10 protein-coding genes are annotated in these 13,459 nt (G+C 35.1%); 8 read left to right on the forward strand and 2 right to left on the reverse strand.

Annotated elements, in window-relative coordinates; all coding sequences use genetic code 11:
- Positions 1 to 81: 81 nt before the first annotated feature.
- Entirely contained in the window at positions 82 to 906 is an 825-nt protein-coding gene (locus tag HNP35_RS05485) for a universal stress protein (RefSeq protein WP_184157840.1), read from the reverse strand.
- 173 nt (positions 907 to 1,079) lie between these two features.
- Between HNP35_RS05485 and rimP the strand changes: the two genes are divergently transcribed.
- The 4 genes from rimP to HNP35_RS05505 all read left to right on the forward strand — a co-directional run bounded on the left by rimP (position 1,080) and on the right by HNP35_RS05505 (position 6,391).
- Positions 1,080 to 1,544, forward strand: coding sequence for a ribosome assembly cofactor RimP (gene rimP, locus HNP35_RS05490; RefSeq protein ID WP_184157839.1), 465 nt, complete (start codon positions 1,080 to 1,082; stop codon positions 1,542 to 1,544).
- Positions 1,545 to 1,563: 19 nt separating this feature from the next.
- A complete protein-coding gene (gene nusA, locus HNP35_RS05495; protein ID WP_144215481.1) occupies positions 1,564 to 2,817 on the forward strand; it encodes a transcription termination factor NusA in 1,254 nt (417 codons plus the stop codon).
- Positions 2,818 to 2,876: 59 nt separating this feature from the next.
- On the forward strand, positions 2,877 to 5,759 hold the full coding sequence (gene infB / locus HNP35_RS05500) for a translation initiation factor IF-2 (RefSeq protein WP_184157838.1): 2,883 nt from the start codon (positions 2,877 to 2,879) through the stop codon (positions 5,757 to 5,759).
- Between the two features lie 122 nt (positions 5,760 to 5,881).
- The gene (locus HNP35_RS05505; RefSeq protein WP_184157837.1) at positions 5,882 to 6,391 is read left to right on the forward strand and encodes a DUF4920 domain-containing protein; all 510 of its coding nucleotides are present in this window, start codon (positions 5,882 to 5,884) and stop codon (positions 6,389 to 6,391) included.
- A 69-nt stretch (positions 6,392 to 6,460) separates the two neighbouring features.
- Here HNP35_RS05505 and HNP35_RS05510 read toward each other — a convergent pair whose 3' ends face one another.
- Complete coding sequence (locus tag HNP35_RS05510; RefSeq protein WP_184157836.1) at positions 6,461 to 6,850, reverse strand: SPOR domain-containing protein; 390 nt, start codon at positions 6,848 to 6,850, stop codon at positions 6,461 to 6,463.
- A 219-nt stretch (positions 6,851 to 7,069) separates the two neighbouring features.
- Between HNP35_RS05510 and HNP35_RS05515 the strand changes: the two genes are divergently transcribed.
- From HNP35_RS05515 to HNP35_RS05530, 4 genes are read left to right on the forward strand one after another with little or no spacing between them, the layout of a single operon-like run.
- The gene (locus HNP35_RS05515) at positions 7,070 to 8,404 is read left to right on the forward strand and encodes a c-type cytochrome (protein WP_184157835.1); all 1,335 of its coding nucleotides are present in this window, start codon (positions 7,070 to 7,072) and stop codon (positions 8,402 to 8,404) included.
- A gap of 32 nt (positions 8,405 to 8,436) precedes the next feature.
- Positions 8,437 to 11,496 carry a TAT-variant-translocated molybdopterin oxidoreductase gene (locus tag HNP35_RS05520; RefSeq protein ID WP_184157834.1) on the forward strand — a complete coding sequence of 1,020 codons (3,060 nt, stop codon included), beginning with the start codon at positions 8,437 to 8,439 and terminating at the stop codon, positions 11,494 to 11,496.
- Positions 11,497 to 11,530: 34 nt separating this feature from the next.
- Positions 11,531 to 12,934: an NrfD/PsrC family molybdoenzyme membrane anchor subunit gene (gene nrfD, locus HNP35_RS05525; protein WP_109191792.1), complete on the forward strand. Its 1,404-nt coding sequence runs from the start codon at positions 11,531 to 11,533 to the stop codon at positions 12,932 to 12,934.
- Positions 12,927 to 13,451 carry a DUF3341 domain-containing protein gene (locus HNP35_RS05530; protein ID WP_184157833.1) on the forward strand — a complete coding sequence of 175 codons (525 nt, stop codon included), beginning with the start codon at positions 12,927 to 12,929 and terminating at the stop codon, positions 13,449 to 13,451. Before nrfD ends, HNP35_RS05530 begins: the two co-directional genes overlap by 8 nt.
- Positions 13,452 to 13,459 lie beyond the last annotated feature (8 nt).

A 13,459-nucleotide genomic window follows, 5' to 3' on the forward strand; every position in this document is an offset into this window, starting at 1 on the left:
CTTTGTTGAAAAGCTCATTTTGCTAATAAAAAAAGCCTCTCGTTTGAGAAGCTTTTTATTTGTGTTATAATTGTATAGCTCTTATATCTTTAGTGTGATAACCGGTCTAACGGCATGATTAACTAATCCTTCACTTATGCTTCCGTTAAAGAAATGAGCGAATCCGGTTCTGCCGTGTGTGCACATTCCAATGATGTCAGCATTTATTTTATTAGAAAAATTAATAATTCCTTTTTCAATATTAGTGTCGTTATAAATTTGAGTAGTGTAATTGCTAATGTTGAAATGAGATGCAAAATCATTCATTGCTTTTTCGGCAATGTGAGTAGGTTTGAAACTGTTTGGTGTGCAAATGTTTACTAAGTGTAGTTTTGAATCAAATAATTTGGTGAAGTTTAAAAGTTTTTCAAAAGGTTTTTTTGCTTCTTCTGAAAAATCAGATGCAAAAACAATATTAGCAGCGTCGAAATTTGAAATGTTTTTCTTGATGATTAAAACGGGAATTTCAGAATTTCGAACAACTTTTTCAGTATTAGAGCCAATTAACAATTCCTCAATGCCAGAAGATCCATGTGATCCCATTATGATTAGATCGACTTCATAATCTTTGCTTATTTGTGTAATGCCGTGTATTGGTTTGTCCATTTTTACAACTTCGGTTATCGATATTCCGTCAAGGTAAGATCTTGAAGAAACTTCGTCTAGCATTTCGTTTGCTTTTTTCATGAAAAGCATAGTTTCAGGAATACTGATTCCGCCCATGATGGCATCGTTGGATTGATGCGGTAATTCGAGCATGTGTAGTATGATGATCTCAGAATTATTTTTTTTTGCAATTTGGGAGGCAACTTTTAAAGCATCTTCTGCATGTTCTGAGAAGTCGGTAGGTACTAAAATTCGTTTCATAATTTTGAAGTTAATTATATGAATAATTCTCTATTTTAATGCTCTTATAAAGGTAAGAAATATTTTTAGAGCAATCAATTTATTTGATTTATAAAAAAAACACTATATTTGCACAGTTATTTATTAAAATCTAAATAATGAGGGGACTAAGTGTCCCCTCTTTTTATAAAATTATGACATTCAAAGAAAAAGTAAACGGATTAATTACAGAAGCTCTTCTGGAAAAGCCATCAATCTTTTTGATTGATTTGGCAGTTTCGGATTCTTTCAAAATTAGTGTTGGTTTAGACGGAGATAATGGAGTGGCACTGCAGGATTGTATCGATATTAGTCGCGCAATCGAGAATAATCTAGATCGTGAAGAACAGGATTTTTCGCTTGAAGTAGCGTCAGTTGGAATAGGGTCGCCTTTGAAATTGATAAGACAATACAAGAAAAATATTGGTAGAACGCTGATTGTTACTACAAATACTGAAAAAATTGAAGCAGAATTGATAGAAGCTAACGATGTTTTTATAATTTTGTCTTGGAAAGCAAGGGAACCGAAAAAAGTAGGAAAAGGAAAAGAAACAGTTCAAAAGGAGCAACAAATACCTTATACAGAAATTAAAGAGGCAGTTGTTACAGTAACATTTTAATTTTAATTAAAGAATTCGCATGGAAAATTTAGCATTAATCGATTCATTCTCAGAGTTTAAAGATAATAAACTTATTGATCGTGTAACGCTTATGGCAATTTTAGAGGATGTGTTTAGAAATGCATTGAAGAAAAAATACGGATCTGATGATAACTTCGATATTATTATAAATCCTGATAAAGGAGATATGGAGATATGGAGAAGAAGAGTAATCGTTGCTGATGAAGATCTGGATTTTGAAAACGAAGAAATTACCTTGACCGAAGCAAGAATGATTGAGGCGGATTTTGAAATTGGCGAAGAAGTCTCTGAAGAAGTTAAATTGATTGATTTAGGAAGAAGAGCTATTTTGGCACTTCGTCAAAACTTAATATCTAAAATTCACGAACACGATAATACTAATCTTTACAAACAATTTAAAGATATTATCGGTGATATTTATACAGCAGAAGTACATCACGTACGTCCGAGAGTAGTTATCTTAGTAGATGACGAAGGAAACGAAATTGTACTTCCAAAAGAAAAACAAATTCCGTCAGATTTCTTCCGTAAAGGAGATAATGTACGTGGAATTATTGAAAGCGTAGAATTAAAAGGAAATAAACCTCAAATTATCATGTCTAGAACTTCTGAGAAGTTTTTAGAAAAATTATTTGAACAAGAAATTCCAGAGGTTTTCGACGGACTAATTACAGTTAAAAATGTCGTTCGTATTCCAGGTGAAAAAGCAAAAGTAGCTGTAGATTCTTATGATGATAGAATTGATCCAGTTGGAGCTTGTGTGGGAATGAAAGGTTCTCGTATTCACGGAATTGTACGCGAATTAGGAAATGAAAATATTGATGTAATCAATTATACAAACAATATTCAATTATTTATTACAAGAGCTTTAAGCCCTGCTAAAGTTTCTTCAATCAAAATTGATGAAGATAACAAACGTGCTGAAGTATTCTTGAAATTAGAAGAGGTTTCTAAAGCAATCGGTAGAGGTGGTCACAATATCAAATTAGCTGGTCAATTGACAGGTTATGAGTTAGATGTTATTCGTGAAGGAGATGTTGCCGGTACTGTTGCAGATGAAGACGATGTTGAATTAACAGAGTTCTCAGATGAGATCGAAGAGTGGGTAATTGAAGAGTTTGCAAAAATCGGTTTGGATACTGCAAAAAGTATCTTGAAACACGATGTAGAAGATTTAGTAAGAAGAACAGATTTAGAAGAGGAAACTATTCTAGATGTTATGAAAATACTAAAAGAAGAGTTTGATAGTTAGTCAATAGCTGAACATCTGCTCTAACAACACAACGAAAAAGGTAATAATAAAAAGGTTATATGTCTGAAGAGAGAGTAATAAGAATAAACAAGGTTTTAAGGGAATTAAATATTTCGTTAGAAAGAGCTGTAGATTATCTAAAAGATAAAGGAATTGCTATTGATGCAAATCCAAATGCAAAAATTTCTGATAGCGAATTTAATATCCTTCAAAGCCAATTTGCGGGCGATAAGGGGAATAAAGAGGCTTCTAAAGAGGTTGGAGAAGAGAAAAGAAAAGAAAAAGAAGCATTACGTGTAGAACGTGAGAAAGAGATTGAAGACAAACGCAGACAAGAAGAAGAGCGTCAAAAACAGCAAGAAATAATTAAAGCGAGAGCGGTTGTTTCAGGGCCTGTGCAAGTTGGAAAAATTGACTTAAATCCAAAAAAACCTGCGATTACTCCTTCTGAGGAAACAGTTAAAGCTGAAGAGCCAAAAGCTGTTGTTGCACCTGTGCAGCCAGAAAAACCTGTTCAAAATGAAACAGTAAAACCGGAGCCAGTTGTAACTCCGCCAGTTTCTGAGACTAAAAAAGAAGAGCCTGTTATTACTGAGAAAAAAGAGGTTAAAGCTGAATCTTCTAAAGTAGCACAAGAGCCTATTGTGTCTACAGATCCAAATACTTCAGAAGAAACTATCACAACACAATATCAAAAGCTTTCAGGAACTACTCTTACTGGGCAGACAATTGATTTGTCTCAATTTAATAAGCCTAAGAAAAAGAAAGAAGATCCTAAAGCAGCTCAAAATAATAAGCCTGGAGCTCCTGGGGTAGGTGGTAATAACGCAAATAAAAACAAGCGTAAAAGAATTGCTCCTAAACCTGGTACGCCTGGAGCACCAAAACCTGCAACAGGTAATAATAATGCTCCTGGAACGCCAAATCCAAACAAAATTACGCCAAATAATAATGGAGGAGGTTTTAATGCTAACAGAAGTCAGAGACCAGGTTTTGTAAAAGGAAACCGTCCGGCAATCGTAGCTAAAGTTGAGCCGACAGAAGAAGAAGTAAAAAACCAAATTAGAGAAACTCTTGAAAAACTTCAAGGTAAAGGAGGTAAATCTAAAGCGGCAAAATATAGAAGAGATAAAAGAGAAACACACCGTCAGAAATCTGATGATGAGCAAAGAGCTCTTGATGAAGGAAGTAAAACAATTAAAGTTACGGAATTCGTTACAGTAGGTGAAATCGCAATTATGATGGATGTGCCGATTACTAAAGTAATTGGAACTTGTATGTCTCTTGGAATCATGGTTACCATGAACCAACGTCTAGATGCTGAAACTCTAACAATTGTGGCTGACGAATTCGGTTATGAAGTTGAATTTATCACAGTTGATATTGAAGAAGCTATCGAGGTAGTTGAAGATAAAGAAGAAGATTTAGTTACTAGAGCGCCGATCGTTACTGTAATGGGTCACGTCGATCACGGTAAAACATCTTTACTGGATTATATTCGTAAAGAAAATGTTATTGCTGGTGAGTCGGGAGGTATTACACAGCACATTGGAGCTTATGGAGTAACTTTAGATAATGGACAAAAAATTGCATTCTTAGATACACCGGGTCACGAGGCGTTTACCGCGATGCGTGCACGTGGAGCTCAAGTTACGGATATTGCTATTATCGTTGTAGCGGCGGATGATGATATCATGCCACAAACTAAAGAGGCGATTTCTCACGCACAAGCTGCGGGAGTGCCAATTATATTTGCAATCAATAAAATTGATAAACCAAATGCTAATGTTGATAAAATTAAAGAGCGTTTGGCTGGTATGAATTTACTTGTTGAAGATTGGGGTGGAAAAATTCAATCACATGATATTTCTGCAAAAGTTGGAACAGGAGTTAAAGAATTGCTGGAAAAAGTTTTATTAGAAGCTGAAATCTTAGATTTGAAAGCAAATCCAAATAAAGCGGCTCAAGGAACTGTTGTAGAGGCTTTCCTTGATAAAGGAAAAGGTTATGTTTCTACAATTTTAGTTCAACAAGGAACATTGAAAATTGGAGATTACATGCTTGCTGGAAAACACCATGGAAAAGTTAAAGCGATGCATGATGAAAGAGGGCATACAGTTTTAACAGCTGGTCCTTCGACTCCAGTATCGGTTTTAGGTTTGGATGGAGCAGCAACAGCAGGTGATAAATTCAACGTTTTTGAAGATGAAAAAGAAGCAAAACAAATTGCTTCTAAGCGTTCTCAATTAATGCGTGAACAGTCAGTTCGTACACAAAGACATATTACTCTTGATGAAATCGGTCGTCGTATAGCTCTTGGTCAGTTTAAAGAATTAAATGTAATTCTTAAAGGAGACGTTGATGGATCTGTTGAAGCATTATCAGATTCGTTCTCTAAACTTTCTACTGAAGAAGTTCAAATTAATATCATTCATAAAGGAGTTGGTGCGATTACAGAAACCGATGTAAACTTGGCTTCTGCGTCAGATGCAATCATTATTGGATTTAACGTTCGTCCAGCTGGAAATGCAAGACAACTTGCAGATAAAGAAGAAATCGATATCCGCTACTATTCTATTATCTATGCAGCTATTGATGACTTAAAAGATGCAATGGAAGGAATGTTGGCTCCAGAGATGAAAGAAGAGGTGTTAGGAAATGCTGAAATCCGTGAGATTTTCAAAATTTCTAAAGTTGGATCTATCGCTGGATGTATGGTTACAGATGGTAAAATCTTAAGAACATCTAAGATTAGAGTTATTAGAGATGGAGTTGTAGTTCATACTGGAGAACTTGTTGCTTTAAAACGTTTCAAAGACGATGTAAAAGAGGTGACGAAAGGTTATGATTGTGGTATTCAAATTAAAGGATTTAATGATATCGAGATTAACGATGTTATTGAGGCTTACCACGAAGTAGCAATTAAAAAGAAATTGAAATAAAATTCAATAAGTATATAAAGAGTCCCAATGAAAATTGGGACTCTTTTTTTGTTAAAGAATTTGTTTGGAGTGATTACTTTGGGCTTTTAATCTTATTTTTGATATAACTAAATTAATATAAGATGAAATTAGGAATATATTCAGTTGTTTTGCTTTTAAGTTTTTCTTCTTTTTGTTTTGGTCAAGAAGATGTGGAAAAACCTGCTCCACCTAAAGGAGATGCTTTGGTGGGGGATTATTATGGAACGGATGTTTCGGTATCTTCTGTGGGTAATGCTATTTCGGTTCGTGAGCTAGATGATAAATTGAAAAAGGATAATAAGATTGAAAATGTCATTGTAAAAGGCGAGGTGACAGGTGTGTGTCCAAAAAGAGGTTGTTGGGTAAGTCTTAAGACAGAAGATGGTTCTTCTTTCTTTGTTAAGATGAAAGATTATGCTTTTTTTGTACCTACCGCTGCGAAAGGAAAAAATATTGTTTTGGAGGGTGTAGCGGAGAAAAAAGTTACTTCTGTTGAAGAGTTAAAACATTATGCAAAAGATGCTAAAAAATCAAAAGCAGAAATAGATGCAATCAAAACGCCAAAAGAAGAAATACGATTTATGGCGAGCGGTATAAAGGTTGTTAATTAGTTACTTCAGGTATATTTTAAAAATAAAAAAGCGGGATAGTTTCCCGCTTTTTTTGTTCTTTAGAACTTCTTATTTTCCTGGTTTAAGAAGGAAAACAGTTTTATATCGTTTTTTAATTTCTGCTAAATTTCTTTCTGCCTCAATTCGGGTTTTAAAATTGCCAACTATTACTTTATAATTTGGCGTGTTAAAAATTATTGTTCCGTCGATATTAGAATTTTCTCTTTTAAAATCTGAAAGTGTTTTTTTTGCTTCGTCGCTTTTGCCACTGAAGATTTGGATTCTATAAGTATCGTTTGTATTTATTGACGTGTTAATTTTACGCTTCTCATTTAACAACTGCTCAAATTTAGGGTCTTGATTCAATGTTAAATTTTGGTCTTGTGCGTTAATATTGTGTGCAAAAGCAATCGTTGTAATTGCTAATAACATTTTTTTTGAAGGACTTAAAATTCTCATAATGTGATGGTTTTTATGCAAAAATACTATTTAAAGTTTGAGTGTAAAATTTTAATATTATTTAGAATTGATATAAATTGATATTTAAGGGTATTTTAAGGTTTTGAGAATAGTTCATAAGTCGTATTTTTGTGCAAGTTTTAAAAGAGGGTGTGTGTTTTTACTGTTTTAATACAGAAAAAATCATACCAAAAATTAGTAGACAATTATTTATACTATATGAAAAAGGTGGGTAACCATAATTCGATCTCAAGAAAATTGCTGTTTGGCTTATCGCTGACGTTAATTTTCTCCCTAACTTCATTTGCTCAAGATGCTGCTGCTCCGGCGGCGCCTGAAGCTGCGGCTGCTGCTCCAGCTGCGGGAGGCGGTGATCCAGTAAAAGGGAAAGAACTTTTTAATGCAAATTGCGCTGCATGTCACAAATTAGATGCTAAGTCAACAGGTCCTGCTTTAAGGGGTGTTGCTGCTAAGCATGATATGGCTTGGATTTACAAGTGGGTGCATAACAGTTCTGACATGATTAAGTCAGGTGATCCTGTTGCTGTTAAACTTTTCGAGGAAAATAACAAATCTGTTATGACTTCTTTTCCTCAGTTATCTGAAGGTGATATTGATAACATTATAGCTTATACTTCTGAAGTGAAGAAAGATCCAGTTCCAAGTACTGGTACTGCTGCAACTCCTCCAGGTACAGATGTTCAAGGTGGTGGAATTTCAAATAATATTATTCTAGGAGCTCTTGCTCTTGTAATGGCTATTTTAGTAGTTATGTTGTTCATGGTGAACAAAGTATTAACTAAAGTGGCAAATAAAAACGGTGTCGAAGTTGCTCCAAAAGAAGCGAGAAATCCAATTTGGAAAGCTTTTGTTAAAAATCAATTTTTGGTTTTAGTTACTTCTATCTTTTTGCTTTTGGCAAGTGGTTATTTTGTATACGGTTACTTAATGCAAGTAGGTGTGGATCAAAATTATGAGCCAATTCAGCCAATTCACTATTCTCATAAAATTCACGCTGGTGATAACGAAATCAATTGTAAGTATTGCCACTCTGCTGCTCGTGTAAGTAAAACAGCTGGTATTCCTTCTTTAAATGTTTGTATGAACTGTCATAAGAATATTTCTGAGGTTGCTGAAACAACTGCTACTCCAGAGTACAGTAAAGCTTTCTACGATGCGCAAATCCAAAAATTATATGATGCTGTTGGATGGGACAAGGCTAAACAGGCTTATACTGGAAAAACAATGCCAGTAAAATGGGTTCGTATTCACAATCTTCCTGACTTTGTTTACTTCAATCACTCACAACACGTTTCTGTTGCTGGAATTGAATGTCAAACTTGTCATGGTCCGGTACAGGAATTCGAAATCATGAAGCAATATTCTAAATTAACAATGGGATGGTGTGTTGATTGCCATAGAAAAACAGATGTTAAGATGGAAGGTAATGCTTACTATGATAAGATTCATGCTGAACTTTCTAAAAAATACGGTGTAGAGAAATTAACTGCAGCGCAAATGGGAGGTTTAGAATGCGGTAAATGCCACTATTAATCGATTTATTAAGATTTTAATATATATATACAATGTCATCAAACAAAAAATACTGGAAAAGTGTTGAGGAGCTAGAAAATAGCTCTATTGTTGAGGCGCTTAGAAATAACGAGTTTGTTGAAGAAATTCCTACTGATGAGTTTTTAGGTAACGCTGAGGCTTTATCTACATCTGGAACTTCACGTCGTGACTTTTTAAAGTACGTAGGATTTAGTACTGCAGCTGTTACTTTAGCTGCTTGCGAAGGTCCGGTTTACAAGTCTATCCCTTATGTATTACAACCAGAGCAAATCATTCCTGGTGTTGCAGATTATTATGCAACTACCGTTTTTGATGGTTTTGATTTTGCAAACCTTTTGGTAAAAACTCGTGAGGGTCGTCCAATTAAAATTGAAAACAATACAATTGCAGGAGCTAAATTTGCTGCAAACGCGAGAATTCATGCGTCTATCTTAGGATTGTATGATAGTGGTCGTTTGAAAGAGCCAAAAGTAGATGGTAAAAATTCTACTTGGTCTGCTGTTGATTTAAAAATCAAATCAAGTTTAGCTGATGCAAAAGCTAAAGGAGGTCAAGTTGTATTGTTAACTAATACTTTAGCAAGTCCATCTACAGAGAAATTAATTGCTGAGTTTATTGCTAAAAATCCAAATGCTAAACACGTTGTTTATGATGCGGTTTCTTCATCTGAAGCTTTAGATGCTTTTGAAGCTGTATACGGACAAAGAGCTTTAGTTGATTACGATTTTTCAAAAGCTTCTTTAATTGTATCTGTTGGAGCTGATTTCTTAGGAGACTGGCAAGGTGGTGGATATGATTCTGGATATGCAAAAGGACGTATTCCTCAAAACGGAAAAATGTCTCGTCATTTCCAGTTTGAATCAAACATGACATTATCTGGAGCCGCTGCTGATAAGCGTGTTCCAATGACTACAGCTGCTCAAAAACAAGCTTTAGTTCAAATTTATAACATTATTGCAGGTGCTTCTATTCCTGTTGCTTTAGAAGGAAACGCTAAAGCTGAAGTAGTAAAAGCTGCACAACAGCTTAAAGCTGCTGGATCAAAAGGAGTTTTAGTATCTGGAATTGAAGATAAAAATGCTCAATTATTAGTTTTAGCTATCAATCAAATATTGGCTAGTGAAGCTTTTAGTACTGCTGGAGCAAGACAAATTAGAAAAGGTTCTAACGCTGTTGTTGCACAGTTAGTTAAAGATTTGAATGCAGGAAGTGTTCATACTTTAATTATGAGCGGTGTAAATCCAGTTTATACATTAGCTGATTCTGCTGCTTTTGTTTCTGGATTGAAAAAAGTTAAAACTTCTGTTGCTTTTGCATTAAAAGAAGATGAGACTGCATCAATTGTTACTGTTGCTGCTCCAGCTCCTCATTATTTAGAATCTTGGGGTGATGTGGAGATAACAAGTGGAACTTACAGTTTAACACAGCCAACTATTCGTCCAATTTTCAATACGAAACAATTTCAAGATGTTTTATTGTCATTAAACGGTACTGCTGGTACTTTTTATGATTATTTAAAAGTTAATTCTGGAGCTTACACTGCAGGATCTTCTTGGAATAAAGTATTGCATGATGGTGTAGCTGTTCTTGGATCTGTTGCTTTATCTGGAGGTGCTATTGATGCTGCTTCTGCTGCAAATGCAGTTGCAAAATCAAAAGCTGCTGGAGAATACGAATTAGTATTGTACACTAAAACAGGTTTAGGAGATGGACAACATGCAAACAATCCATGGTTACAAGAATTCCCTGATCCAATTACAAGAGTTTCTTGGGATAACTATGTAACAGTTTCAAATGCTGATGCTAAAAAACTTGGACTATCAAATGAAATTGTTGCAAATGGTGGTTTAAATGGAAGTTATGCTACAATTACTACAGCTGATGGCGTTAAATTAGAAAACGTTCCAGTTATCGTTCAACCAGGTCAAGCAGTTGGAACTATTGGTTTAGCTGTTGGTTATGGACGTAAAGCTTCTCTAAAAGAAGAAATGCAAGTAGGTTTAAATGCTTACGCTTTATATAAAGGATTTAATGGTGTTCAATCTGTTTCTATTGTTAAAGCTGGTGGAGAACATGAGTTTGCTTGTGTTCAAGGCCAGAAAACTTTAATGGGTAGAGGAGATATCATTAAAGAAACTACTTTAAAAATATTTAATACTGAAGATGCTGAACATTGGAATGAAAAACCAATGGTATCTTTAGATCACCAGGAAGTGGAAGCGACAACAGTTGATCTTTGGGAATCATTTGATCGTACAACTGGTCACCACTTTAATCTTTCAATCGACTTAAATGCTTGTACTGGATGTGGTGCTTGTGTTATCGCTTGTCACGCTGAAAACAACGTTCCAGTTGTAGGTAAAGCAGAAGTTAGAAGAAGCCGTGACATGCACTGGTTGCGTATTGATAGATATTATTCTTCTGAAAGCACTTTTGAAGGTGATAATGAAAGAAAAGAAGGAATTGCTGGTTTATCTAGTTCATTATCTACATTTAATGAAATGGAAAAACCTGGAGATAATCCACAGGTAGCTTTCCAACCGGTAATGTGTCAGCACTGTAACCACGCTCCTTGTGAAACAGTTTGTCCTGTAGCTGCTACATCTCACGGTCGTCAAGGTCAAAACCACATGGCTTACAACAGATGTGTTGGTACTCGTTACTGTGCAAACAACTGTCCTTATAAAGTACGTCGTTTCAACTGGTTCTTATATAACAAGAATAGTGAATTCGATTATCATATGAATGACGATTTAGGACGTATGGTATTAAACCCAGACGTAAATGTTCGTTCTCGTGGTGTTATGGAAAAATGTTCTTTCTGTATCCAAAGTACTCAAGCTGTAATTCTTCAAGCAAAACGTGAAGGTAGAGTAGTGGCAAAAGATGAGTTCAACAATGCTTGTGCTTGTTCTGCTGCTTGTTCTTCTGGAGCTATGGTCTTTGGAGATGTAAATGATAAAGAAAGTGAAGTTGCTAAACTTGCTGAAAGCGAAAGAGCATATCACTTATTAGAGCATGTGGGTACAAAACCAAATGTTTTCTATCATGTAAAAGTTAGAAATACTTAGAAAAATTATTAATTAAGAAACAATATAAAGGATTATGTCGTCTCATTACGAAGCACCCATTAGAAAACCTTTAGTTATAGGTGATAAATCATATCACGATGTAACTGTAGATGTGGCAGCGCCTGTTGAAGGACCTGCAAATAAACAATGGTGGATTGTATTTACAATCGCATTAGTAGCCTTCCTTTGGGGGTTAGGTTGTATAATTTACACCGTATCTACCGGTATCGGAACATGGGGATTAAATAAAACAGTTGGTTGGGCTTGGGATATCACTAACTTCGTTTGGTGGGTAGGTATTGGTCACGCCGGAACATTAATTTCTGCGGTATTATTACTTTTCCGTCAGCGTTGGAGAATGGCTATTAACCGTTCTGCAGAAGCAATGACTATCTTCTCAGTAGTACAAGCAGGTCTATTTCCAATTATTCACATGGGACGTCCATGGTTAGCATACTGGGTATTACCTATTCCAAACCAGTTTGGATCTCTTTGGGTAAACTTTAACTCACCATTACTTTGGGACGTATTCGCGATTTCAACTTATCTTTCAGTATCATTAGTTTTCTGGTGGACTGGTTTATTACCTGACTTCGCAATGTTACGTGACAGAGCTATTACTCCATTTAACAAGAGAGTTTATTCTATCTTAAGTTTTGGATGGAGCGGTAGAGCAAAAGATTGGCAACGTTTTGAAGAAGTATCTTTAGTATTAGCTGGTTTAGCAACTCCACTTGTACTTTCTGTACACACAATTGTATCTATGGACTTTGCTACTTCTGTAATTCCTGGATGGCATACAACAATTTTCCCTCCGTACTTCGTTGCTGGAGCGGTTTTCTCTGGATTCGCGATGGTAAATACATTGTTGATCGTTATGAGAAAAGTATCTAATCTTGAAGCTTATATCACATTACAACATATCGAGTTAATGAACATCATTATCATGATTACTGGATCTATTGTAGGTGTGGCTTATATCACTGAGTTATTCGTAGCTTGGTATTCAGGAGTAGAATATGAGCAATATGCATTCTTAAATAGAGCTACTGGACCTTACTGGTGGGCATATTGGTCGATGATGACATGTAACGTGTTCTCTCCTCAGTTCATGTGGTTCAAAAAATTAAGAACAAGTATCATGTTCTCATTCATCATTTCGATTGTTGTAAACATCGGTATGTGGTTCGAAAGATTTGTAATTATTGTTACTTCTTTACATAGAGATTACCTTCCATCTTCTTGGACAATGTTCTCACCAACATTTGTTGATATTGGAATTTTCATTGGAACAATTGGTTTCTTCTTCGTATTGTTTTTATTATACTCTAGAACATTCCCTGTAATTGCTCAGGCAGAGGTTAAAACAATTTTGAAAGGAACTGGAGATAATTATATTAGAGAAAGAGCAAACAGTAAAGATTCACATCATGAGTAATAAAGTTATATACGCCATTTATAATGACGATGACGTTTTGATGAATGCAGTAAAGAAAACTAGAGCTGCTCATCATCATATTGAAGAGGTTTTTACTCCATTTCCGGTTCACGGATTGGATAAAGCCATGGGATTAGCACCAACAAGATTAGCAATATGTGCTTTTTTATACGGATGTGTTGGTATCTCTGTTGCAACAACAATGATGTCTTATATCATGATTCACGATTGGCCACAAGATATTGGAGGTAAACCAAGTTTTAGTTTTATACAAAACATGCCTTCTTTTGTGCCAATTATGTTTGAGATGACTGTATTTTTTGCAGCCCACTTAATGGTAATTACTTTTTACATGAGAAGTAGATTATGGCCATTTAAAGAAGCTGAAAATCCAGATGTAAGAACAACAGATGATCATTTCCTAATGGAAGTGGCAGTGAATGATAACGAAACAGAATTAGTTTCTTTCTTTGAAGGAACTGGAGCTGTTGAAGTTAAAGTAATAGAAAAGAATTAATTGTAGCT

The sequence above is a fragment of the Flavobacterium notoginsengisoli genome, from assembly GCF_014207905.1.
In the GTDB taxonomy this organism is placed as follows: Bacteria; Bacteroidota; Bacteroidia; order Flavobacteriales; family Flavobacteriaceae; genus Flavobacterium; species Flavobacterium notoginsengisoli_A.